This is a genomic window from Salinivibrio sp. IB872 (genome assembly GCF_001995345.1).
Classification (GTDB): Bacteria; Pseudomonadota; Gammaproteobacteria; order Enterobacterales; family Vibrionaceae; genus Salinivibrio; species Salinivibrio proteolyticus.
In genome coordinates this window covers 25,288-48,826 of sequence record NZ_MUFO01000012.1, presented here as the reverse complement: position 1 = coordinate 48,826, position 23,539 = coordinate 25,288, and the positions used below count along the sequence as shown (strand labels likewise).

Genomic DNA, 23,539 nt, shown 5'->3' with positions numbered 1-23,539 from the left:
GGCCAGCAGGATGCTGGCCCTTTTTTGTGGCGTTGAGGTTAGGTTTTAAAGTGGCTGATGGTGTTTTCCAAGGTGGTCGCCTGCTCACTTAACTGCGTCACTGTTTCCTCAGTACTGCGGGTTCGCTCTGAGACGCGATCGGCCGATTGCGCCATGGTATTAACGTTTTGACTGATTTCATCGGTCACTTGAGTCTGTTGATTGGCGGCGGTGGCGATCTGCATGTTCATTTCGTTGATACGTTCAATCATCTCAGTGATTTGACTGAGCTTATTATTGTTTTCTGTACAGTTCTCAACACTTTCAAGCACAGCACCGTTCGCCTGTTCGATGCCCGACGTCGCTTTGCGTGTTTCGAGTTGAAGTGCTTCGACTTTTTTACGGATTTCTTCCGTCGAGTCTTGCGTGCGTGTTGCCAGTGAGCGCACTTCATCCGCGACCACCGCAAATCCACGTCCTTGCTCGCCGGCACGCGCGGCTTCAATCGCCGCATTCAGTGCCAGCAAGTTGGTTTGCTCTGCAATCTCTTGGATGACATCAAGCACCGAGCCAATGGACTCACTTTCTTGCGACAGCTGCTCCATAGACTGCGTGGCATTGGACATATCGTTTTGAAGTTGCTGCATCCTCGCGACAAGGTTATCACCAATTTGGCTTCCTTCTTGTGCAGATTGAGTGATGTTATCTGAGGCTTCAGAGGCATTACTGGCATGTTCAGAGACTTCGCTAATCGAGGCCGCCATTTGTGTAGCAGCTGTCGCGACTTGGCTTGAGTTGCGTGCCTGCTCATCAATTTGACCACGCATATCGACGATATCGGTGCTGATATCCTTTGAGGATTGCAGCAGTAATGAAGACGCATTATGGGTCTGCTGGATAACGTCTCTGAAGCTAGCAAACATACCATTGAGGCTATTGCTAAGCTGTGAAAGCTCGTTTTTACCGTTGAGCTCAAGCTGAATGGTTAAATCCTTATTGGCTGCAATGTGTTGAATTTTATCGGCAAGGGCAAGAATGGGGGCGCCGATACTGCGGCCGAGATAGAACGCGGCGATCGATGCAACCACGGCCAAGCCCAGTGCGGTCAATAATGTCGAATAGAGGATATCATCGCTAATCTGCGCGGTAGCACTCAAGGCTTCGGACGTATCTTGCTGGCTCAYGACGGCCCAAGTGATGCCATACACCTCGAGCGGTGAATAGATGGCAATAACCTCATTGCCGCGATAGCCCATCTGGGTCATGAGCCCTTGCTGACCCGTTAATGCTTTGGATGCGGCTTCACTGTCGATGGGTTGCTTACCAGCCGCACTATTCTGGTAGTCAATTTTGTGGATTGTTGCTTCATTTATGCCCATCGCTTGCAGCCGGCTAAGATAGGCATCTTTGTCATCAGTTAGCAGACGTGGCTCAGAACGCAGACGCTTGTCAGGACCCACGAGAAATAGCTCGCCTGTTCTCCCCATGCCTGATTCAGCCCATTTATCATTGTTGCTAATAATTTGGCTGATGCGCTCAATCGGCATCTGGAAAATTAAGGCACCGATTTGTTTATTATTTTTATACACAGGGCTGGCAATAAATGAGGCAGGGCTGTCGTAAGACGGGTAGTAGGCGGCAAAGTCGACAAATCCCAGCTCGCCTTTTGGCGCTTGGCGCACTTTTTTATACGCTTGTGCGATACCACTCGATGCGTAGGGACCATTGAGTAAATTAGTGGCGTAATCAAGCTCTTTATACACGCTGTAAACAATATTGCCTTGATTATCAATCAGAAATATATCGTAATAACCAAAGGTTTTTAAATAGTGCTGAAAGTTAGGATGAAATACGGCATGAATTTCGCTGTAGACTGACCCATCATTTGCGTTTGCTAATGCATCTTTACTCCCCAGTGGGTGCGTGTTTTCACTAATATAACTTTGCTGAAGACGTTTTGCGGTTTCAGTTAATTGATTGTATTTATCTAATGCACTGGTTCTCTCATCATTAATGTTTTGATATTGATTAGAAAACTGTTCTGTATAATATCGCTTTAGTGCGGCTTCTTTTTGAGGCGATGTAGAGATTTCATCATTAATGCTTTGAAATGCATAAGAAAACTGTGCCAATGCATCTTCGGTCATTGTTGAATTAGCCAGAGTTTTTATTTGATTACCAATCAGTTGGAAATAGTTTCCTATCTCCGATTTTTTGGCTTCTTTTATCGCGGTGAGCTGGTCACTCACTTTTGCAGTGAGTGACTGAGAAGACAGTGAAATGGTTCTTGTCGCAAGAATGGCAGCAACAATAATGACACAACTTAATGAGGCTGCCACAATGGCGAGGGTTATTTTTTTACTGACTTTCATTCTTAACACTCCACGTACTGCTTTGAGAAAAAGGTAGATACTAAAGTGTCAATGTGCACAGAAATAAATGCTGTGTTTGCGTGAAATTAATGATATGTACAGTTAAGGATACATATTCATGCGATGCGCAGACAAAAAGTGACGTATTCTGTCACTTTTTGTTCATAGGGCGTGATTAGTGGGCCGGTTCCGCCGTGAAGTGATCAATGGTGTTTGCTAAACGTTGAGCGCGTTACACCTGAGACGTCGTTATCCCGGCGTAAAAAGATACCTTGCTGCGACAAGGTGGGAGAGAATTATCCGATGAAGAAAATCACTTAACGGGTGAGATCACATTCCAGCATGGCGACACTGTGCAGTTTTCCAAACTTTTCACCCACATCACTGAGCTGACCGACTTGTTGAAAGCCATAGCGGCGATGTAGTGCCAATGAGGCAGGGTTAGGCAAAGTGATCAGAGAGTAGGTGCGGCGCAGGCCTTGTTGACGCATGCCATTGAGTAGCGTTTGCATCAGTTGCGAACCAATGCCTTGGCCACCTGCATCGTGAGCGACATAAATCGTGATTTCTGAGGAAATAAGATAGGCTTGTTTGGGATTAAAGGCGGTGTTGTATGCAAAACCGACAAGTTCGTTGTTTTGCTCCGCGACCCATGCCTGATAGCGAGATGACGTGTCAAACTGAGCAAACCAACGTTCACGTTCGATCGTTTGCCAAGGCACCAGATCAAAGGTAATCGCGGTTTGCGAAATGTAATAGTTGTAAATGGTGTTGACCGCGTCACAATCACGCAACTCCATGCGTCGAATAAGCATTTTCGCTTCCTTTTTGCGTTCTTTGCGCGAAATAAGATACCCACCTTGTTTCCGTTTGCCAAGTGTTGATGATAATTTGCTCATCGTTTGGGGGAGGAGTGAACACTGCCAACTACCAAGGTGACTGCGTCGGGAAATAAGACGAGAAAAGATTGTAGATTTATCCGGTTCGGATTAGCATGAAATTCTCACTCCTCGACATTAAGGACGTGTTTTGTCTGAGTTAACGGCAACTTCTATTTCGCCCGTCGGTCCATATTTTTCGCCTTTGGTTCAGGGCTATTGGCGCCTTGATGACTGGCAAATGACGCCACAACAACGCCTTAGCTTTCTTAAAGCGCATATCGACCTTGGCATTACTACGGCGGATCACGCGGACATTTACGGCGATTATCGCTGTGAGTCCTTATTTGGTCAGGCTCTCAAGCTTGATCCGAGTGTCCGTCAGAAAATTCAAGTGGTCTCGAAGTGTGACATTAAATTGGTCAGTGAAGCGGCGCCAACCCGCAAAATTAACCACTATGACACCAGCTATCGTCACATTATTCAGTCTGTTGATAACTCATTATCACGTCTGGGCGTTGAACGTTTAGACGTGCTCTTGCTGCATCGTCCGGATGCCTTGATGGACGCTGATGAAGTAGCAGAAGCCTTCACCACACTGCGTCATCACGGCAAAGTGAAGCACTTAGGGGTGTCGAATTTTTCTCCATCGCAATTTGACTTACTGCAATCACGACTCGATGAGTCGTTAGTGACCAACCAAGTTGAAATCAACCCGCTGCGTTTTGATGTGATTCATGACGGTACGCTCGATCAATTGCAACGTTTGCGGATTAAGCCGATGGCGTGGTCTTGCCTCGCGGGTGGGGAATTGTTTAATGGTGACAGTGCTCAGGCTAAGCGCGTGAGAGACACCTTACAAGCCATTGCTGATGAGCTGGGAGCAACCATCGACCAAGTTATTTACGCGTGGGTGATGCGTTTGCCGTCAGCACCGCTCCCTATTATTGGTTCAGGGAATATTGAACGCGTTAAGTCAGCGATCAATGCGCGCTCATTAACCTTAAGTCGTGAACAATGGTACCGCATTTGGGTCGCCTCAAAAGGACATAATGTGCCTTAGACGCAGCGGCGAATAGCCGAATAGAGTAGCAAATAGGGCGGCCATGGTGCCGTCTTTTTTTATTACCGTAATGGGTGAAATCAGCGATAGTGTGGGGAAGTATGAATGGCGACGAGAGCGATGATCCTTTGCTTTCGTGACGCCATAACTGGCAGGTTGCCCGGTGGAGACGTCCTGTTACCTGCCGGGTCGCGACTATTTTTTAGCTTGAAGTTGCGCGTTGTGTGATGTGAGCGCAGACACCTCAAGAAGTGGGGCGGCGTCAATATCGTCAGCGTTCATCATCGATGACACACGCTGGACTGACGAGAGCAATAATGACTGTTCCCACTCTTCCAAGTTTTGGAAGCGAGAAATAAAGCTTTCTTGCAAAGGTTTCGGCGCTTGCTCGAGTGCCGCTTCACCTTGCTCGGTTAAATGCGCGTGGACTTTACGCTTATCCAGCTCACTGCGCACCCGCACAATCAATCCGCGCTTTTCTAAGCGATCAAGGATCGTGGTTGCAGTGGCTTGGCTCATGTTGGTGTGCGTGGACAGTTTTCGAATGGTCACTTGACCTAATTCTTTGATAGCACGCATTAAAACCAGCTGAGGACCCGTAATGCCAGAGACTTTGTTGAGTTTGCGTGAGTGCAGGTCAATCGCTCGGATTATTTGCCGCAGCGCGACCAGGACTTCTTCGTGTTTTTCCATTCATTAACCTCCACCAGTAAAACAGCGAGCGAAACTTACAATACAAGCAGATGTAGTGCAAAGATATTTAGAGAAAAAACGATGATTTACGGTTTTTTTCTCTGCGAAATAACTCGCCGTCTTTCAGTATATTATAATCGTTAGAGTTCAAATTAAATCTAATTTATTGTTATTTTTAGCTCTTTCAGTGACACAGTGCAAAAAGCACTACTTTGTCACAAACTTTCCTGCCAAACAGGTCCGATCAGTGTTGCAACCCGTTGTATTCAACACTAAGCATAATGGGTCGATCACATAAAGAGAAATAACGCAAATTGATTGTTGCATTCAGTTACACATTGCTTAAAATCGCTTGCCAATAAAAGAGAATGGTTCTCATAACCATTTGAATCTCACTAGCGAAGGATAAAGGCATTATGGAACTGACCCCTTTTAAGCGTAATCTTATCGCGCTTTCCCTTTTTGCGGCACCTTTAGGTGCACAGGCAGCGACCCAGCAGGATGTTGTTGAGCATTACGCTGACGTTGCTCATGCGGTATTTGCTGATTCACACACAACAGCTATCGCGTTAGAGCAGGCCATCGATGCGTTTGTTGCTAAACCTTCTGAACAAACTCTTCAAGCAGCAAAAAAAGCATGGCTCGATGCGCGTGTACCTTACCAACAATCGGAAGTTTTCCGTTTTGGTAACGCTATTGTCGACGATTGGGAAGGGCAACTCAATGCTTGGCCACTCGATGAAGGCCTGATTGATTATGTTGCTGATGGATATCAAGCGGAATTAGGTAATGCGGGCGCGACGGCCAATATTATTGCTAACCAGTCCATTCAAATTGGTGCCACTAAGCTCGACGTTGCTGAGATCACACCTGACTTGCTGGCAAGTTTGAATGAAGTGGGTGGGTCAGAAGCAAATGTGGCGTCTGGATATCACGCGATTGAGTTTTTGCTGTGGGGGCAAGACTTACATGGCACCCAAGCAGGCGCCGGTGAGCGTCCTTACACCGACTTTGCCTACGGTGAAGCGTGTACGCACGGAAACTGCGACCGTCGTCGTGACTATCTGAAAGCGGCGGCCGATCTGTTGGTCGATGATTTAGCGTGGATGCGCGACCAATGGGCGGAAGGAAACAAAGATAACTATCGTGCGACTTTGCTGGCAGATTCAAGCGAAAATGGCTTGCGTAAAATGCTGTTTGGTATGGGATCACTGTCTTTGGGTGAGCTTGCCGGTGAGCGTATGAAAGTGGCACTGGAAGCGAACTCAACTGAAGATGAGCATGATTGCTTCTCAGACAACACACACAACTCGCACTTTTACAACGAGCAAGGTATTTACAATGTTCTGACGGGCTCCTATCAGCGTGTGGATGGTAGTGAACTGACTGGCCCTTCGATTTTGGATCTGGTTGCGGAAAAAGACCCACAAGCGGCAAAAGAGATCAAAGCGAGCTTCGACAAAGCCCACCAACAAGTCAAAACCTTGGTTGTGTCGGCTGAGCAAAACAACGTGCATTTTGACCAGTTGATTGCCGCGGGCAACACCGAGGGTAATGCGTTAGTTAATCAATCAATTTTTGCGCTGGTTGATCAAACCAAGCACATTGAACGTGCTGCCAAACTGATTGGTATTGATAACCTCAACCCAGATACCGCGGATCACCAATTCTAATTTAGCCGCGAAAGACAAGCCCCGTTCAGCGGGGCTTTTTGCTTTGTCAGGATACACTATGAAGCCCTATGTCATTGCTTATCTCAGTGCAGCGTGTATAAGCGCGTTGTACCTTCCTTCCAGCCTTGCATTTGAACGCACCTCGGGTGGCAGTACCACTGTTATCAAAGAAGGACAGAATGCCTTTTCACAGCCAGCCGCTAACCTTCCGATGAGTGAGCGCATCGATTTTAGCGTCGGCAACAGTTTTTTTCGTAACCCTTGGGTAAGTTCGCCAGCATCTACGGATGCGCGAGATGGACTGGGACCTTTATTCAATACCAATGGTTGCCAAAACTGCCACATTAAAGATGGTCGTGGTCATCCGCCCCAGGCGGGGGATATTAACGCGGTTTCGATGTTAGTACGGCTAAGCGTACCGGCGTTGAGTGACGAGGAAAAACAAAAGCTGATCCAGTACGGCAATATTCCCGAGCCAAATTACGGTGGCCAGTTACAAGACTTCGCGCTGCCGGGCGCCAAACCAGAAGGAAAAGTGACACTCTCTTACCAGCCAGTAACGGTCACATTCGAAGACGGTGAATCGGTGACACTGCGAAAACCTAACATTGCGATCACCGATTTAAACTACGGGCCTATGGCTGAGAATGTGCAGATGTCTGCACGCATTGCGCCGCCCATGATTGGACTGGGACTGCTTGAGTCGATTGCTGCTGAGGATATCTACGCGCTGGCCGACCCCAGTGATGATAATGGCGATGGGATTTCGGGACGGGCAAACCAAGTCTGGGACGTCGAACAAGGGCGTACCGCACTGGGTCGCTTTGGCTGGAAAGCCGGTTTGCCAACTGTTAAGCAACAAAATGCAGCGGCCTTTAACGGTGATGTCGGCCTCACGACCTCCATGTTCCCGCATCACAATTGCATGCCTTCGCAATCCGTTTGTGAGGATATGCCAAATGGAGGAACGCCGGAGGTAAGTGACAATATTCTCTCGTTTGTTACCTTTTATGCCCGCCATCTTGCCGTGCCAGCGCGCCGTAATATGGAAGATCCTAGTGTAAAACAAGGACAGGCGCTGTTCGCTGAAGCGGGCTGCCATGCATGTCATGTCCCGACTTTTACCACCCAAAAGCGGCCTGACTTACCGGCATTGAGCGAGCAGACCATTCATCCGTATACGGATTTGCTGTTGCATGACATGGGAGAGGGGCTTGCTGACCACCGCGGCGAGTTTATTGCCAACGGCCGAGAGTGGCGTACTGCCCCGCTTTGGGGAATTGGCTACACCAAAGAAGTTAGCCCAGAAGCAACATACCTTCACGATGGACGCGCGCGTACCCTGATGGAAGCGATTTTATGGCATGATGGTGAAGCCGCGACAGCCAAACAGGCGGTACTAGGCATGTCTAAAACAGAGCGTGATGCCTTGGTTGCTTTCTTACGCTCATTATAACGGTATTAACTAACACGATTATTGGAGTCATATCGCATGCGTTTTCGACTCAATGCTGTGGCGGTGCTCTCTGTGAGCGCCACGCTATGGCTAACGGGGTGTTTATCCCAAACTGAGACAGGGCCTAATCATGGCTTGTGGCAGCTGCAAAAACAACGCAGTGAGCATTTCAAACAAACGGCAGCGCAACTTGCCTCAACCACAGCGGCGGTATGTGATGATCGCGCAACTTTGGCAGAGGCTCGTGCGGCATGGCAAACCACTATGGCGGCGTGGATGCCGCTACAAGGGGTAGAAAAGGGATCGGAGCAAGCGCTCGCACAAAGTTGGCGCATCCAATTCTATCCGGATAAGAAAAACACCACCGGACGCAAAATCAATGCGTTGCTTGCTGCGGATAAAACATGGCAAGCGAATGATTTGGCCGAGCAAAGCGTCGCGGTCCAAGGTGTTGGTGCCATGGAATGGCTGCTTTATGACGCCCAAGCGGATATGCGTGATGCCAAACAATGTCAGCTCGCGAAAGCGGTGAGTGGCCGATTATCGCAAACTGCCAGTGCCCTGAATGAGGCTTGGCAGCAAAATCCGTGGCAGGGCATGCCCCCATCGATGGCGATGGCGGAAAAACTTGGTGCATTGAACCACCAGTTAGATTACGTGATGAAGAAGCTTTCAAACCCATTGGGTAAGCCGGGTTTTCCCAACCCGTACCAAGGCGAAGCATGGCGTTCTCGCCATTCGTTAGCGCTATTAGGCGAGAGTATTCAAGCGATGCAGGCGATGTATCATGCTGATGGTGGCATTGAGCAGGCACTGCGCGAGCGTGGTTATGAAAAGGTCGCGGATCGGGTTAGCGAGCATTGGCAGCTTGCCTATGACAGTGTGCCGACGGACGGGGTGCCACTGTTTGAGCGCCTTAATAGCGTTGACGGGTATCGCGATATGCTCACGGTGTACAATAACTTGGAATACCTCAAGTTAGTCCTAAATGGGCAGGTCGCGCAAAATTTGGGTATCGTTGTAGGGTTTAATGCCACTGATGGAGACTAGTCTTAAACGTCGTCGTTTGCTTAAAGCGGCCTTAATGGGCGCGGCGCTTCCTTCCGTCGTGAGCTTAGTGGCAGGCTGTAGCGAAAAAGAATCGCAAAAGGCCTGCACCTTGCTGGGCTGTGCCTTGAGCACGGATGGCTCTTACGCGGTGGTGGGCGCTGATGATACCGGCCAGCCGCTATTTCGTCTGCCGTTACCAGATCGTGGTCATGGTGTCGCAGCCCAGCGTCGTCACATAGGCAGTTTGGCCGTGGCGTTTGCGCGTCGTCCCGGTGATTTCATGCAGGTTTTTGATTATCAACGTGGAGTTACCTTGTCACAAGTTGATGCCGAGCCGGATCGTTATTTCTATGGACACGGTGCTATCTCGGACGATGGCCAATGGTTGTATACCACAGAAGGAAAACGCCAAACCAGCGAGGGTGTGATTGGTGTGTATCGCTTGTCATCCGACGGTCAAGTGAGCAAGGTGCGTGAGATCAGTGGTTTTGGTATCGGCCCTCATGAAGTAGCCCTGTACGATGCGCAAACGCTGGTGGTAGGGGTTGGCGGCATGCACACGGATGGCCGCACCGTATTGAACATCAACGAGATGCAGCCTGCGTTAGTCTACCTCGACATTGCCAGTGGTGAAGTCGTTGAGCGTGCCGAGTTGGCAAATAAAAAGCTCAGCATTCGGCACCTTATGGTGTCTCATGATGGTTATGTGGCCACCGGCCAACAGTATCACGGTGATGATAATGCTCCGCTGGTAGCGATCCATCGCCGCGGCGAGCCCATGCGACAGCTCACTGCAGAACCAGAGCAGTGGGCGCGATTTAACAATTACGTTGCCAGTATTGCGACCTTAAATGGTTGGATTGTGGCGACCTCTCCGCGAGGAAATTGTTATGGGATCTGGTCACTCGACAGTGGCGAGATGATCGGTCTTCACCCATTGGTCGATGCATCTGGGGCGAGTCGCGATGGCGATGTGATCAACCTCAGCTCTGGAGGAGGAAAAATGGTCACGCTGAATACCGCACATACGCCGGATTATCATATGACACCGGTGCGTTGGGATAACCACTGGATAACACTGGTGTAATCTTTCTCGGGTAAAATCAAATATCGGCAGCATCGTTTTGCTGCCGTTTTTTGTGCCATATTCCTGCCGCAAAGCGATCAAAATCAGACTATCATTTTGCTTCTGTCAGGCGAAATTTTGCCATAATTAAAGCATGGAGTAGGAGGGGTGTATGAAAATAAGGCCGGACGCCTATTTGGCTAACCTTCTGATTGTATTCAGCTTAATGTTATCGCCTGTCCATGCGGCATCGCCTAACAGCAGTAGCAGTGTGCGGTTTTTGACCGAATCAGCCGGACAGTCTTTGTCGGCCGATGAGCATCATAAACGCGCCTATCAGCATGCCCGAGATTGGCTGCAAGCGGCCGCGCCGGATGCCACTGTGCTCGCCTATCCTGATCTACTCACCCGCGACTATCTGGAACACGGATTCGTTTTGCTGTGGGAGCGAGACGATGCGCGCTATGAACTTGAAACACAGGTGAACGTGATTTCGCTCGCTGGGATCAGCCCCGAGTTTGAATGGCGAGCATGGCAATTACGCCAGCTTCGCGAGCAAGGCCAAGATTTGGCATACGATGTGTTTGCGACCGATACCCTCTATGCACTGCTCAGCTATCAGGCCGCTATTCCCCAGAAAGGAAAACAATGGTTTCTTGGCGCTCAACATCGCGCGCCACTTCCGGCGCCTGCTTTGCCCATGCGGGAACAGGTATTTCAGGCCGGGTTAGACCATACGCTTTACGCCTTTTTATACCATCGTCGCCCAGCTAATCAGCAATATCGCGCGTTAGTGACCGAAATTATCCGGCTACAACAAGATGCGAACCAACTTTGGCCAACGGTGGCATTAAACGGATTAGTCAGACCCAATGAGGCGGTAGCGACAACCTTTGCGTTGAATTTGGTAGAAAATCTGCGGAGACAAGGGTTTTGGGGGGAAGATCAACGGCTACAAGCGATTGATGGGCACAGCGTTCGTTATGGCGGTGACTTGTTGGCGGCCGTGCGCGAATTCCAAGGGCAACATGGACTGACGGTGGATGGCATCATTGGTCCATCGACGGCACGATGGTTAAACCGCGATGCGCAAGACCGTATTCGATTGCTCGCGCTCAACGCTGAGCGGCTTCGCCTATGGCCGGATAATCAGCCGAATCGTATTGTGGTCAATATTCCCGATTACCGGATGACCTTATGGTTTGACGATCAAAGTGTGTTTGAAAGTAAAGTTGTGGTCGGACGTACATCGCGCCGTACACCATTGTTTTCGTCTCGGCTTGATTCGGTGGTGCTTAATCCCAGCTGGAATGTGCCGCAAAGTATTGTGCGACGGGACATTTTGCCAAAGTTAGCGCGCGATGAGTCTTACCTGAGCCAAAACCATTATCGAATTCTGCCTGATTGGCACAGCGATCAAAGTATCGATCCAACCACGATTGACTGGCAGCAAGTGCGGGTTGATGGTTTTCCTTACCGCTTGCAGCAAGCGCCGGGCAAGCTAAATGCCTTGGGACGATTTAAATTTAATACCCCTAATCGCAATGCGATTTATCTGCACGATACGCCGGCACGTAGCTTGTTTAGTAAATCACGCCGCGCGTTTAGCTCCGGCTGCATTCGGGTGGAATATGCCGAGGAGCTGGCCAATGTGCTGCTCGATTTGTCAGGGCAACGTTTGACCGACTATCAAACCTATCTGGATGCGACGCAAACTGATCCACTTGGTTTGCGTCGCATCCAGATAGGTTTGATAGTCGGTCANCGTCGCCCACTCGCCGTACAAACCATATATCAAACGGCGTGGGTGACGGAAGACGGGCGCGTTGCATTTCGAGATGATGTTTACGCCTATGACACCAAACCTAATCGGGATGTCACGACGCGGGAGCCGAGTTATTTGACCCAGCAGCGACCGCTACAACAAAACGAACATACTCAGTAGTCCTAATAAGCATCCAGAAGCGGGCGGTCTCTGCATAGACGACGAGGGTCAGCGGCACGAGAGTGTCGCGCCGCTGCATAACGCTGAGGTCTATTCGGTTTGATGGGCCAAATGAGGGGCGATAYAGCGCTGATAGCGTTTAGCTTTAAGCTTGGTTAAATCAACGAGGACCAAACCATCAATACAGTCGGCAAAGTCAGGATCGACGCCGAAATCTAAAAACTGTACGCCGCCAGGCTCGCATAACTCACTGTACTGCTTGTACAAAGTCGGGATCCCGACGCCAAGGTGATCCAACAGCATTTTGAGCTGTTTGAGATCCCGCTGATAATCATCGCCACTAAAATGGGCAAGTAATTCACTCTCTTTCGCGGCCGCCAAACGGTAGGGGCGTTTAGAGCGTGCGTAATCACTGTCTCCGGCAAAATAGGTACGGTAGAAAAAGATCAGCAACTCTTTAGCCGCTTGTGGCATGGCGTTGCTGATAGTCACAGGGCCAAATAAATATCGATACTGAGGACGCTGGGCTAACAGGGCACCAATACCAAGCCATAGATAGTCGAGACTGCGCTTGCCCCAATACTTGGGCTGCACAAAACTGCGGCCGAGTTCCAATCCTTGAGCAAGAAAAGGCTGCATACCTTGCTCAAAGTCAAACAAGCTGGCGCTGTAGATCCCCTCTATTCCTTGAGCTGCCACGGTTTTTTGGGTATCACACAGCCGATATGCACCGACAATATCCAGCTCGACCGGATCCCAGAGCACAAGGTGCCAATAATGCTGATCGAATTTATCGAGATCGCGTCGAGCTCCTGTCCCTTCTCCGACAGCGCGAAAGGCGACTTCGCGTAAACGCCCAATTTCTCGCATGATGGGTGAGTCGGCTTGATAGTCGATGAGAAAGATCAACTTACCATCGGGGGTCTCTCCCAGCTTTTCACTGGTTTCTAGCGCACGCTTGAGATCTAACCGCGGTTCAGGAGCGGCAATTGCAGCTTCGGTGGGGAATAAACCGGGCTTACCTTTTCCCAATCGGTAGAGGTGTTTGTGAAATAGCTTTACCCGTGTTCTCACCGGGAGATTGGCACTGGGACTGTAGCTATGGTGTGGGATCATTTCACCAATGGTAAAGGCGATGGTTTTATTCTCTTGGCGGAACATTTCCTCTACCAAGAGTAAGGTCGACAAGGGTTTGTACACCATGGACGCGCCATAAAAGGTGGCAGAGTTTCGTCCGTCAACATGAATAGGAAGGATTGGGGCCTTAGCTTTGGTCGCCATCCGTAAAAAGCCTTGTTGCCATGGTCCATCTTTAATGCCAGACGGGGCGACGCGCGACACTTCACCGGCTGGGAAAATAATTAGCGCGCCGTCGTTATCGAGCCATTGATTGATGTTTTGGAGGTTTTCTTTTGGGGTACGACCGCCCATGTTGTTGACAGGGAGCAGACACGAATGCAAAGGAGTAATTTGCATAAGAAGCTCGTTCGCGATCACTTTTACATCAGGACGTACCGAACGCACCATTTTTAGCAATGCCAAGCCGTCTAGCGATCCAATCGGATGGTTGGCGATAATGACTACGCGCCCCGATTCAGGAATGCGCTCTTTTTCACGATCACTGACGCGGTAGCTGAAATTAAAGTAATCCAGTACCTGCTCGACAAACTCAAACCCTTGTAGGTGAGGGTAACGGTGGGCGAAATCGTGGAACTCCTGCTCGTGTAACAGTCGTCGCAACGTTTTAATCATGGGGCGTTTAAGCCATGCGCGTTGCTCCAGTTTGGGGTAATTCGAAGCTAATACCTTATCAACATCAAACATAGTCAACCTTGCGTCCAGAACCGTGCTCATGCACTGTTTGGTTAGACGTTAAAAACGACATTTGCTTACATCCTCACCGTCTTTAGTGCGAACTCATCGCACATAACGCGGTAAAGATCACAAAATAGCCGCTATCTATGGTTGGTGGGGGTCACCATCACCGTATAGGCATCAATGCTAGGTAGGAAAGGTGACAACGGCTTGGCAGCACAGTTGCAAACTCATGACAGCATGGCATAGTGAGGCCCATATTCATTAGCGTAGACAGAGACGGTTGTGTGTGACACGGCCTCGCGAATAAAAGGGATCTCTCATGGCGTTGCATTACGAGATTGTGCCAGTTACGGCATTTCAACAAAATTGCTCCATCATTTGGTGTGATAAAACCAAGCAAGCTGCCGTTGTCGATCCGGGTGGTGATATTGCGAAAGTGCGCCAAATGATTCATGCACTTGACGTTACAGTAACGAAAATTTTGCTCACTCATGGCCACCTTGATCATGTGGGCGGAACGGTTGAGCTTGCCAAAGCGTTAGATATTCCAGTGATTGGGCCGCATAAAGAAGATGCATTTTGGCTGCAAGCCTTGCCTGCACAGGCGCAGATGTTTGGCTTTGCGCACGCCGAGCCGTTTGAGCCGGATCAATGGCTGGAACAAGGCGATACGGTGACGGTTGGAGAAGGACAATTATCGGTATTGTTTACTCCGGGCCACACGCCAGGCCATATCGTTTTTGTGGACGAGCAAGGCCGTACAGCGTGGGTTGGCGATGTGCTATTCAATGGCGGGATTGGCCGCACTGATTTTCCGAAAGGGGATCACGCAACCTTGATCAATGCCATCAAAAACACCTTATTGCCGGTGGGGGACGATGTGACTTTCATTCCGGGTCATGGCCCGACGTCCACGTTAGGGCATGAGCGACAAACCAACCCCTTCCTGACCGGGGCGTTTTAGCGCCGTTCGATAGGTAGCTGCGCTCGTCGCTGTCACTCTTGGGCGGCGGCGAGATAGCGTCGCGTCACGCCTACAAAGTCCTCCAACGGCCTATCCAATAAATCTTCACTGACAAAAATGTCATAGCCAAGAAGCTCGCGTGTATAGCGCATGCGATTGGCGAGCATCGCCATCAACCCTTTGTATAGGATACCGTTTTCGCCGCGATACGGCGTATCGTCAAACATCATATCTTCAAGCGGTTTACTGGGTTTACTGGGGGCGCGGCGATAGGCGGTAATCAACAGGGCGCGCTGAGTCATAATAATATGCGTGACCATGCGCAGGCTGATCCCCTCGAGGAGAGCGTCATAGTGCTTGATTTTAATCCCCACCCAGGGGAGAGGCTCACTGATCCCCTCTTGCCGATAAACCTGTGGAATACCGATAGCTGCGATATTTTTCCACTTTAGTGCCCACCCCCCGCGAAAGCTATGATGCTGTAGGTGCATAAAAGAGAGGGAAAAGGAGAGTTGTACGTGTTGTAGCAATTTATTGATGGTGAAAAAAATGGCGATGATAGCGATTAGTCCCAGTACGCCTTGGCCGAATGACAAGGTGGGTTGGATCAGAAAAAAACAAACTAACCCGAATGCAACCGCCATGGCTGCGAGCATACTCCACCGAGCGGCTTCAAATTGCGGAGGATAGATTTTAACCGTTTTTAGCGCGTCCATGATCCTACGTGCAACCTGTGGGTAAAAAATCAGCGATGTCGGCGCTCCACTTTGCGGGTGGATGTGCCAACGGGCGACACTCTGTCTCGAGTCGAAAACGTCTCTTCTTTTAACCAGTATACGAGGAAAGTGTCTGATTAGTTTGCCTAAAAAACACTGGATTGGTAAACATTTGTCGCGGAATATCACGATCTTTACGCGTACTCGGGCACACTTACCTACAAAAGAGCGTCAAAATTTGGTATAAAACGCGCTTTGTTTTTCACCCGCTGCATTCAGAGGCTCTGAACGTAGTGCATCGGAGTAGGATGATTGAATGAAAATCTCTCACAAGCGTAAGGTACAATTCAAACTGAACAAGCGTGTAAAGGCAACGTCGCCAGTACGTCAGCGTCCAGTTAAAACTCAGCCAGTTGCCGCAGCAAAGCCTGCACCTGCCGCCGCGCCAGCAGCTGCTGCAAGCGTCTCAGTGTCACTCACGCCAAAGCAACAACAGGTGCTTGATATTGTACAAGCCAACCCAGAAGGGATTAATCCTAAAGGCATCGGTTTGGCTGCCGGTCAAGAAGATAGCAAAGCCGCCTCTTGGGCGACAGGCGCGCTGAAAAAACTCACCGAAGAGGGTGTGGTGGAGCGTGTGCAAGTGGCATCTAACAAGGTTATCTACAAAGCCTGTTAATCGCATTTGCTGGCCCGCTTAAGCTGCTGATGGCATCGATACTATTAGCGTTTAAGCGGGTTACTCTCCCCACCGACCTTCTTTATACGCTTTTCTTATTTTTATGTGGCAATAACGTGAATAATGCAGTGATTTTTCATTGGGTTGTTCTTTTATTGTTAAAAAATCTTGTCATTATTACGCATTCGCGTGATTAAAGCTTGATCAGACGCAAAATACTGTATGATCTTCCAGACATCTGTTTAAAACTGCATATAGTAGAGGGACGTCAGTTTTCTTTCTCTGTCTGGAGGTAAAAGCCATGGAAGCGCTGTCTACCCAGCTGAAAACACCGACTGAAGTCGTTTTCGACTACACCCATTTTCTATGCGAAGAACAACAGCCTAACTGGACGTTTGTCGACATATTTCGCAGTTTGTTGCCTGCATTTAATACGGTGCTTGAGCATCACGCCCAACAGGCATTGACCGCTCAAGATCGTCTGCATCAGCAAGCGGCGCAGGTACTCTCATTTCGCAATACAGATACGGTTAACTTAGTGCGCCTTGCCAAATTGGCTCAGCAACAAAGTATTCGCGAGCTAACCATTTTGATGCCGTATGCACTGGACTACCGTCAAATGGAAGCGATTAGCGACCAAACGGGTGCACTGTTGGAGTACAGTAACGAAAATCGTGAGTGGGTACGCCTCACTTTTCCTTCTGTTTAACGTCTCGACGAATTGCTTCAATGGCAGTGCAACACGGCTGGATTTACAAACGCCACCCACTGTGTCCCTGTTTCATAGTGAGTGATTTTCTCGGCTTGCGGTGAAAAGGCCAACACAGCGCAAGAGGTATTCGCTTTCACAGCACCTTCCACGAGTGCGCAGTCATCGTAACCGTTGCGGCTGCGGATCACTCTCACTTGATCAGGATGAATTCCCCATTGCTGAAGATGTTTGGCCGTAAATGTACGCGGTGGWTTGATGACAGTGATCCATTTGGGCTGTCGTGCCTTGAGCGCTAATGCTCGCATCATCGCTTGCCAATGAGTTCGTCGTGCATCTTGCATCGCATATGTGGCGGTGTGTGTTAACGGCGCGGTATTGGTTGCGTGATGTACGGGCGTAATATTGGTAAGAGATGATGTCGTGTACATGCGGATACCTGTATATATGATCAATACTGTATAAAAGAACAGTATTATTAAATCTGACTGTTGGCAAGTTGCCTGATGATTAATTTGTGATCAGGATCGTTATCTCTATCGTGTTGTGATCGGAAAGGAGATAGTCGAACAAGGAGCGTTCGTGAACAAAACGACACTGTTTTGTAGGGGCGAGGTATCGGCCGCCTCTCTGCATCATCAGGGAATTCAGATATAATCAAGGACTTTTAAATTGAGTCGGAGAGAGCATGGAGCAAGAGTTTTGGCATCAACGCTGGGCCGAAAATCAAATTGGCTTTCATCGCGATAGCGTACACCCCATGTTGATGGCGTATTGGTCTGCACTAAACCCGCGTTTGGACGAGGAAGTGCTGGTTCCGTTGTGTGGTAAGTCTATCGATTTGAATTGGCTAGCCGAGCGTCATGAGCGTGTGGTTGGGGTAGAGCTTAGTGATATCGCGGTACGCGCTTTTTTCTCTGAAAACCTTTACACACCGCAAGTGTATACGGCACCTTCTGGACACACGCATTATTGCTTTGACGAATTAGAGTTGATCAGTGGTGATTTCTTTACTGCGCGTTTGCAGCCGGCACCGTTAATTTATGATCGGGCGGCGTTAGTGGCAATGCCACCATCGATGCGTCAGCAGTATGTTGATCGCGTCACTTCCTTACTGGCCCCAGGTGGTCGCATGTTGCTTGTTACTCTGTTTTATCCACAAAGTGATGATCATCCGCCATTCTCTGTGGATGAACAGCTGGTTAGACAGACCTATCAAGGTATGAAAGTGACCTTGCTCGATACCTGTACCGAACCCTGTGGTGAGCGAGGGGAGCAAGTCTGGCTGATTCAAGCCGCTGAATAATGATAAAAAAGGGCCATCAGGCCCTTTTTCTATCGAGTGCGTTACGCTGGTTTGGCTTTGGTGGCGTGATACTGACGGGATTCCCAGTGCGTGATAAAGAACACGGCGGCGATAATAATGCCGGCCCCTAACCATAATCGACCGGGTGGAACCCAGCTAAAGACTAACCAGCCAAATAACACATTTAACGGCAATTTGGCGTGATCAAACGGCTGAACAAATGAAGCATCTGCAACGGCATAGGCCTTGGCGATGGCCCATTGGGCTAAGGCGGTGAGCAGGCCAGCACCGATCAGCATCCACCATGCTGTCGCACTTGCTGGTAGCGTCCAATCCGGTACGGCAAGCACCAAATTAAAAGGCGTGATCAATAGCAACAGGTAGACCACCATAGTTGTTGGCGGATCATAGGCGGATAAACGTTTGACCATCAACGAATAGGTGGCCCAAAAAAACGCAGCGCCGACAGGCAATAAGGTGGCCCACGTAAATCCTTCTGACCAAGGCTCCAAGATAATCATCGCACCACAGAAACCCGCGAGGGTTGCTAAGCTGCGAGCGATACCGACACGTTCACGTAAAAATAACCCAGAACCAATGGTGGCAAATAAGGGAGAAGTCATCAGTAGAGCAATACCTTGCCAAATCGGTACAGGGTAAGCGAGGGCCCACAGCCACAGTTGAATGCCAATCACCGAGATAAACACGCGCAGACAGTGTTTTCCTAAATGTTCTGTTTTTAATGCGTGGCGTACACCCAGCTGTTTCAGCCACGGGATCATGGCAACCAGTGCGATCGCATATTGAATAAAGGCAACGGTGGTTGACGGCAAGCCGAGTTTAAAACTGACGTATTGTGAGAGGCTATTAACCAGCGCAAAACAGAGGCCGGCGATCAACATCCAGGCAGCACCTTGGATGGGATTATGAATTTGTTTCATCGCTGTGGTTATCCGAAAAAAGATGCTCGGATAGTAGCGTAAAACAGGCCGCAGAGCGACTAGAAATCAATGCGGCCTTATGTTTTGTATTAAGCTCTTAACCCTGCATATAACAAGGGAATGTCGGGATTAATGGCATCCAAGCTTGCTTGAGTGTCGGCCAGATGACTCACGGTGCTGTTCACCACTTCGGCTAATGCCACAGAGGCAATCTTATCCCACGAGTAGCCCGCCATATTGGCGGCAATTAAAGCAACTTGAAGCGGAGGCAAACTCGGATTAAAGGCCGCATTCTCGGCATACATTCCTTTAAATACACGGCCATCGCTTGTTTCAATCGCGACACCGCTGTAGTTGCCCGAATAAGGTGCATGGCTAATGTTCGCCGCTTCAACGGCTTGTTTAAGCAGAGGATCGTCAATATCGTCCGCCGTTAAGCCTTGCGTTAGGTCGGCAAGCAGTCGCGCTTTAATACCTAGGTCGGCAGGGCCAAATGCTTCGGGAAGATAAGCGTGCAGTGATTTAGCGTCCGATTTAGGCAGTTGAATCACTAAGTCCTCAGCACCATTCAACTCGTTCATAAACTGGCGACAATGGCCGCAAGGACTGTAATTAATGGTGATGTCGGTTAAGCGCGTCGCCCCTTTGGTCCATGCGTGGCTGATCGCAGATTGCTCTGCATGCACGGTTTGTCCGAGTTGAACGCCAGTCAGTTCGATATTTGCACCTAGGTATAAGGTGCCATCTTCTCCTCTGACAATCGCCCCAACATTAAAACGAGAAATGGGTGTCACAGCATAGGCTGCGGCCAGCGGGAGTAAAGCAAGGCGCAATGCCGCGCCAGACAGGCCACTCGCGGCTTCCATATCTGCCACTTGCGCGGGCGTAAAGGTCGCATCAAACGCCGATGCGTGAAGCCATTCCGAGACGGTGCTCTGTAGTGAGTCTGGCAATTGTGTCAGTGCGTCAATGAGTGCGGTTCGCATAGCATCACTTCTAAATGGTTAACGGCCTATCAGTGTAGAGAAGCGATCTTGATAAATGTGTGAGTAATATCACGCATGCAATGCAAATATGATCTTGTTGCTCAAACTTAGAGTGACGTCAACATTTTTAAGCCTGTAAATACAGTCACTATGATGGCTTTTAAATACAGTCGCGAAGCTTGCTATTCCGGTTGCCAGTCCACGTAGGGGCGATGAACTTTATAATACTCACGCGCTAATGCGCCACTGTCACGCAGGCGAGTGATCAACGCGGTGAGGTAGGCATCAATGGCCTGACCTTTCTCTCCTTTGGGGATCACAAATACATCTTGAAAATCAGCAAAATGTGCGCGGCGAATATTGGTTAGCCCTAACTGCTTGAGCACCATGTCGGCCTCCTCTTGCGCCCAGACAAACCCATCAATGCGGCCAGCGGCAAGACGGCGCAAGGATTGTTCAATACTGTGCGAACGCTTGACTTTAAACGGCATGTAATAGGGTACCGCCTCAATCGTATAAGGTTCCGGATTAGCCCATAGGACATCAACGGGGAGGGGATTATTTTTATGGGTATATAAAACATGGGTGACATCGCCAAACGACTCACTGCTAAATGCAAAGGGCAAATCGGTGACTGTTTTCGTTGGGCGCACGGCGGGCAGCATTAAATCGGCACTGCCTTGTACGATGCCATTAATCGCGCGATGAATGGGAAATACGGTGATTTCGATTTGCGTGTTCGGATCTTGGTCATCGAGAAAGCGTACAAAATCCACGAATGGCCCTGACCCGTCAAGATTAATTAAGCCCGGCAGCTCACCCATATGGATCACGAGTGTTTCTGGAGCATCGTTTAGCTGGTTATTGTCGCTTTTTGCCCATGTGTCGGAGAGAGGCAGGAGAATTATGTATAGTAGCAATAGCAATAACCGTTTTCCCATGTAGCCTCCATTTAGTCAATAAAAAGCTCGCGACGAGATCCTGTCGGCTCTTTAGCCCACAAACGTAAAAGCTCAAGTGAGTAATGCTGTTATTCCAATAATCACGGTTGCAGCGCTAAGTAGTACAATCAGTGGTTTGGTGATACTAAAGTCTGCCGCTTGTAAATCATCTGGCTTCGCGAGCGATGGTGGCTCATCGGCTTGTGGTTGCGTTCTCGGTGCGGGTCGATGCGACAGGGTTTGTTGGGGCAAGGCAACGCGGTAGCCAAACTCGCCCACCACTTCAAAGGGCAAGCACTTTTTGCCGTTACGATAGGACTTTGCCATTAAAGACGTCACCACACTTTGGTGCTGCGCAAACGAGCTATCCGGTAATGCAACTTGCTTAAATAGCGTGCGGCTGGATAGCACTTCTCCCGCGTAGTAGCAAAGCATTTCTAGCATGCGTGACTCTTCGTAGGACAGTACCGTGATGGTTTGGTCGGTCCAATATAAGGTTCTGCTTTCTGGTTCGAAATCAACATCCGCAAATCGATAACAGCGCGTATTCACTTTGGTTGTCATAATTGAGCCCACTCCACACGATACTCTTTTTAAAAGTGTGGACTCAAATCACGGTTCTGCAACTAGAATATGGACGTTTTTTTTGGTAGACGAAGTTGGGCAGCGTGTGAGGAAATTTTTAAAAGCGACTATCTATCAGAAAGATAGTAGGCTTTCCCTTGCCAATGGCTCCGATGACACCACGGCAAGGGAAGCAAAATTAACTGACCAAGGATTCCACATAGTGGTACACCGCTTTGAGGATCTTCAGCTGGTGTTCATCGTCTTGGTGAGCATCGACCAATTGCTGTAAGTTTTCCATGTATGCAGGCAAGTGGGCCTCGAAATAGTCGCGACGGTGCATAAACCACTTTTGCTGCTCAGCGTCAGTCAGTGTCCACGGATAATTACGCGCGCGATAGCGGAATAGCAGCGGCTTTATGCGCCAGTCGTCAACGCTCAAATCGAGCGCGGCAAGATTTTCAGGATCGCGCGCACGAATAATTTCCATCGCACTTTGATCACTTTTCGAGAAAAAGCCTGCATATAGGGCACTATCGACGTCCTGATCGTCAAAGGGTTTTGATTCGGCAAAGACGGCAACCAGCTTTTCTCTTAGCTCTGGTGCGGCTTTGAGCGCTTTTAGATGACGCAAGCAGGCTTCGCGATCTACCCCTAAGCGCGCAGCATCTTCCGGACGTAGCGTTTTTGCATCAGCTAAGACCGGGCATTTGTTGATGTGCACGAGTTTCAGTGGTGCCGGTAATTCATCCTCCGCGAGTGCATGATGAGGCGTATACAAACGCTCGCGCAGCGCATCGACATCAAGCTCAAAAAGCGGTGCTGGGTCTCGCGCCAAATCAATGGTGATCACCGCATTGGGATTTTCAGGATGCCAAGCAACTGGCACGATCCAACTGGTGTTGCTTCGCTCGGTGCCAAACATACCCGAGACATGAACCAGTGGGGTCATATTCACCACATCAATCAGGGTTTTGATTTTGTTTTTATGGCGATGGGTCAGCAAATAATTGAATAAACGCGGTTGTGCAGCTTTTACTTTTTTGGCCAGCTCAATGGTGGCGTACACATCCGCCATAGCATCATGCGCATTACTGTGCTCAATGCCGTTGGCAACCGAGAGTTTTTCCAGCTTAAAGCTTGGCTTGCCATTTTCATCATGCGGCCACTCAATACCCTCGGGGCGCAACGCATAGCAAGCGCGCATCACATCGAGTAAATCCCACCGTGAATTTCCGTTTTGCCAACTCCAACCGTATGGGTCATAAAAGTTACGGTACAACGTGTAGCGGGTCACCTCATCATCAAAGCGTACATTGTTATATCCGAAGACACAGGTATTTGGCTGAGAGAGCGCCTCATGGATACGGGCGATAAATTCGGGCTCAGGTAAGCCTTTTTTCACCGCTAACTGTGGTGTGATCCCGGTAATTAAGCAGGCTTCTGGTGCGGGCAAATAATCATTCGGTGGCTGACAAAACAGCACTAAGGGCTCGCCAATAACGTTGAAGTCGCTATCAGTGCGCACGCCGGCAAACTGACAAGGGCGGTCTTTACCCGGGTGGGTGCCAAAGGTCTCAAAGTCGTAGATAAAAAACGTTGGCTGGGCGGTGTCGGTCACAATCGCATCCAATCTGATCAAAGAAAAGAAAGCAGGCTCAACCACCTGCATTAGACCGCACATGGTAACATTGGCGTCGCGGATCACCAATCCTCGCGCGCTTGCTAACCTAAACGCCT

At 49.4% G+C, this 23,539-nt stretch carries 21 protein-coding genes; 10 read left to right on the top strand and 11 right to left on the bottom strand.

Annotated features, from left to right (window positions below):
* Positions 1–38: 38 nt before the first annotated feature.
* Both BZJ18_RS07015 and BZJ18_RS07010 read right to left on the bottom strand, forming a co-directional pair.
* The gene (locus BZJ18_RS07015; protein WP_077455878.1) at positions 39–2,351 is read right to left on the bottom strand and encodes a methyl-accepting chemotaxis protein; all 2,313 of its coding nucleotides are present in this window, start codon (positions 2,349–2,351) and stop codon (positions 39–41) included.
* Positions 2,352–2,668: 317 nt separating this feature from the next.
* Positions 2,669–3,166: a GNAT family N-acetyltransferase gene (locus tag BZJ18_RS07010; RefSeq protein WP_241824928.1), complete on the bottom strand. Its 498-nt coding sequence runs from the start codon at positions 3,164–3,166 to the stop codon at positions 2,669–2,671.
* Positions 3,167–3,380: 214 nt separating this feature from the next.
* On the opposite strand from BZJ18_RS07010, the gene BZJ18_RS07005 reads away from it, so the two are divergent.
* Complete coding sequence (locus tag BZJ18_RS07005) at positions 3,381–4,292, top strand: aldo/keto reductase (protein WP_077455876.1); 912 nt, start codon at positions 3,381–3,383, stop codon at positions 4,290–4,292.
* Between the two features lie 195 nt (positions 4,293–4,487).
* Here BZJ18_RS07005 and BZJ18_RS07000 read toward each other — a convergent pair whose 3' ends face one another.
* The gene (locus BZJ18_RS07000) at positions 4,488–4,985 is read right to left on the bottom strand and encodes a MarR family winged helix-turn-helix transcriptional regulator (RefSeq protein ID WP_069587048.1); all 498 of its coding nucleotides are present in this window, start codon (positions 4,983–4,985) and stop codon (positions 4,488–4,490) included.
* Between the two features lie 416 nt (positions 4,986–5,401).
* Between BZJ18_RS07000 and BZJ18_RS06995 the strand changes: the two genes are divergently transcribed.
* From BZJ18_RS06995 to BZJ18_RS06975, 5 genes are all read left to right on the top strand, one after another.
* Positions 5,402–6,658 (top strand): imelysin family protein, encoded by a 1,257-nt coding sequence (locus BZJ18_RS06995; protein ID WP_069587047.1) that lies wholly within the window; start codon positions 5,402–5,404, stop codon positions 6,656–6,658.
* A gap of 58 nt (positions 6,659–6,716) precedes the next feature.
* A complete protein-coding gene (locus BZJ18_RS06990) occupies positions 6,717–8,114 on the top strand; it encodes a di-heme oxidoreductase family protein (RefSeq protein ID WP_077455875.1) in 1,398 nt (465 codons plus the stop codon).
* Between the two features lie 36 nt (positions 8,115–8,150).
* On the top strand, positions 8,151–9,164 hold the full coding sequence (locus BZJ18_RS06985; RefSeq protein ID WP_077455874.1) for an imelysin family protein: 1,014 nt from the start codon (positions 8,151–8,153) through the stop codon (positions 9,162–9,164).
* Complete coding sequence (locus BZJ18_RS06980) at positions 9,154–10,251, top strand: DUF1513 domain-containing protein (RefSeq protein WP_077455873.1); 1,098 nt, start codon at positions 9,154–9,156, stop codon at positions 10,249–10,251. Before BZJ18_RS06985 ends, BZJ18_RS06980 begins: the two co-directional genes overlap by 11 nt.
* A gap of 151 nt (positions 10,252–10,402) precedes the next feature.
* Complete coding sequence (locus tag BZJ18_RS06975) at positions 10,403–12,175, top strand: L,D-transpeptidase family protein (RefSeq protein WP_241824927.1); 1,773 nt, start codon at positions 10,403–10,405, stop codon at positions 12,173–12,175.
* 90 nt (positions 12,176–12,265) lie between these two features.
* Here BZJ18_RS06975 and BZJ18_RS06970 read toward each other — a convergent pair whose 3' ends face one another.
* The gene (locus tag BZJ18_RS06970) at positions 12,266–13,999 is read right to left on the bottom strand and encodes a GNAT family N-acyltransferase (protein WP_077455872.1); all 1,734 of its coding nucleotides are present in this window, start codon (positions 13,997–13,999) and stop codon (positions 12,266–12,268) included.
* A gap of 313 nt (positions 14,000–14,312) precedes the next feature.
* Between BZJ18_RS06970 and BZJ18_RS06965 the strand changes: the two genes are divergently transcribed.
* A complete protein-coding gene (locus tag BZJ18_RS06965) occupies positions 14,313–14,957 on the top strand; it encodes an MBL fold metallo-hydrolase (RefSeq protein WP_069587035.1) in 645 nt (214 codons plus the stop codon).
* A 32-nt stretch (positions 14,958–14,989) separates the two neighbouring features.
* Here BZJ18_RS06965 and BZJ18_RS06960 read toward each other — a convergent pair whose 3' ends face one another.
* Positions 14,990–15,673, bottom strand: a complete 684-nt coding sequence (locus tag BZJ18_RS06960; protein WP_077455871.1) for a DUF2982 domain-containing protein — start codon at positions 15,671–15,673, stop codon at positions 14,990–14,992.
* A gap of 316 nt (positions 15,674–15,989) precedes the next feature.
* Between BZJ18_RS06960 and BZJ18_RS06955 the strand changes: the two genes are divergently transcribed.
* Entirely contained in the window at positions 15,990–16,352 is a 363-nt protein-coding gene (locus BZJ18_RS06955; RefSeq protein ID WP_077455870.1) for a MarR family transcriptional regulator, read from the top strand.
* Between the two features lie 301 nt (positions 16,353–16,653).
* On the top strand, positions 16,654–17,061 hold the full coding sequence (locus BZJ18_RS06950) for a hypothetical protein (protein ID WP_069587029.1): 408 nt from the start codon (positions 16,654–16,656) through the stop codon (positions 17,059–17,061).
* 17 nt (positions 17,062–17,078) lie between these two features.
* On the opposite strand, the gene BZJ18_RS06945 is transcribed toward BZJ18_RS06950, so the two are convergent.
* Entirely contained in the window at positions 17,079–17,492 is a 414-nt protein-coding gene (locus tag BZJ18_RS06945; protein ID WP_077455869.1) for a hypothetical protein, read from the bottom strand.
* A gap of 257 nt (positions 17,493–17,749) precedes the next feature.
* Between BZJ18_RS06945 and BZJ18_RS06940 the strand changes: the two genes are divergently transcribed.
* Positions 17,750–18,367, top strand: a complete 618-nt coding sequence (locus BZJ18_RS06940; RefSeq protein ID WP_077455868.1) for a thiopurine S-methyltransferase — start codon at positions 17,750–17,752, stop codon at positions 18,365–18,367.
* Between the two features lie 41 nt (positions 18,368–18,408).
* Here the strand turns inward: BZJ18_RS06940 and BZJ18_RS06935 are convergent, their stop codons facing one another.
* The 5 genes from BZJ18_RS06935 to sbcB form a co-directional block, all read right to left on the bottom strand.
* A complete protein-coding gene (locus BZJ18_RS06935; RefSeq protein ID WP_069587024.1) occupies positions 18,409–19,308 on the bottom strand; it encodes a DMT family transporter in 900 nt (299 codons plus the stop codon).
* Between the two features lie 89 nt (positions 19,309–19,397).
* Entirely contained in the window at positions 19,398–20,294 is an 897-nt protein-coding gene (gene cdd, locus BZJ18_RS06930) for a cytidine deaminase (RefSeq protein WP_077455867.1), read from the bottom strand.
* Between the two features lie 182 nt (positions 20,295–20,476).
* The gene (locus BZJ18_RS06925) at positions 20,477–21,235 is read right to left on the bottom strand and encodes an ABC transporter substrate-binding protein (protein WP_077455866.1); all 759 of its coding nucleotides are present in this window, start codon (positions 21,233–21,235) and stop codon (positions 20,477–20,479) included.
* 72 nt (positions 21,236–21,307) lie between these two features.
* Positions 21,308–21,799, bottom strand: coding sequence for a winged helix-turn-helix domain-containing protein (locus BZJ18_RS06920; protein WP_077455865.1), 492 nt, complete (start codon positions 21,797–21,799; stop codon positions 21,308–21,310).
* Positions 21,800–21,998: 199 nt separating this feature from the next.
* A complete protein-coding gene (sbcB, locus tag BZJ18_RS06915) occupies positions 21,999–23,420 on the bottom strand; it encodes an exodeoxyribonuclease I (RefSeq protein ID WP_077455919.1) in 1,422 nt (473 codons plus the stop codon).
* Positions 23,421–23,539: the final 119 nt, after the last annotated feature.

What these genes read in the sequence shown, in the direction of transcription:
- BZJ18_RS06995 (WP_069587047.1), top strand. Translation starts at nt 5,402, where the DNA reads ATGGAACTGACCCCTTTTAAGCGTAATCTTATCGCGCTTTCCCTTTTT.
- BZJ18_RS07010 (WP_241824928.1), bottom strand. Translation starts at nt 3,166, where the DNA reads ATGCTTATTCGACGCATGGAGTTGCGTGATTGTGACGCGGTCAACACC.
- BZJ18_RS06985 (WP_077455874.1), top strand. Translation starts at nt 8,151, where the DNA reads ATGCGTTTTCGACTCAATGCTGTGGCGGTGCTCTCTGTGAGCGCCACG.
- BZJ18_RS06960 (WP_077455871.1), bottom strand. Translation starts at nt 15,673, where the DNA reads ATGGACGCGCTAAAAACGGTTAAAATCTATCCTCCGCAATTTGAAGCC.
- BZJ18_RS06955 (WP_077455870.1), top strand. Translation starts at nt 15,990, where the DNA reads ATGAAAATCTCTCACAAGCGTAAGGTACAATTCAAACTGAACAAGCGT.
- BZJ18_RS06940 (WP_077455868.1), top strand. Translation starts at nt 17,750, where the DNA reads ATGGAGCAAGAGTTTTGGCATCAACGCTGGGCCGAAAATCAAATTGGC.
- BZJ18_RS07000 (WP_069587048.1), bottom strand. Translation starts at nt 4,985, where the DNA reads ATGGAAAAACACGAAGAAGTCCTGGTCGCGCTGCGGCAAATAATCCGA.
- cdd (WP_077455867.1), bottom strand. Translation starts at nt 20,294, where the DNA reads ATGCGAACCGCACTCATTGACGCACTGACACAATTGCCAGACTCACTA.
- BZJ18_RS06950 (WP_069587029.1), top strand. Translation starts at nt 16,654, where the DNA reads ATGGAAGCGCTGTCTACCCAGCTGAAAACACCGACTGAAGTCGTTTTC.
- BZJ18_RS06920 (WP_077455865.1), bottom strand. Translation starts at nt 21,799, where the DNA reads ATGACAACCAAAGTGAATACGCGCTGTTATCGATTTGCGGATGTTGAT.
- BZJ18_RS06925 (WP_077455866.1), bottom strand. Translation starts at nt 21,235, where the DNA reads ATGGGAAAACGGTTATTGCTATTGCTACTATACATAATTCTCCTGCCT.
- BZJ18_RS06935 (WP_069587024.1), bottom strand. Translation starts at nt 19,308, where the DNA reads ATGAAACAAATTCATAATCCCATCCAAGGTGCTGCCTGGATGTTGATC.
- BZJ18_RS06980 (WP_077455873.1), top strand. Translation starts at nt 9,154, where the DNA reads ATGGAGACTAGTCTTAAACGTCGTCGTTTGCTTAAAGCGGCCTTAATG.
- BZJ18_RS06990 (WP_077455875.1), top strand. Translation starts at nt 6,717, where the DNA reads ATGAAGCCCTATGTCATTGCTTATCTCAGTGCAGCGTGTATAAGCGCG.
- BZJ18_RS06965 (WP_069587035.1), top strand. Translation starts at nt 14,313, where the DNA reads ATGGCGTTGCATTACGAGATTGTGCCAGTTACGGCATTTCAACAAAAT.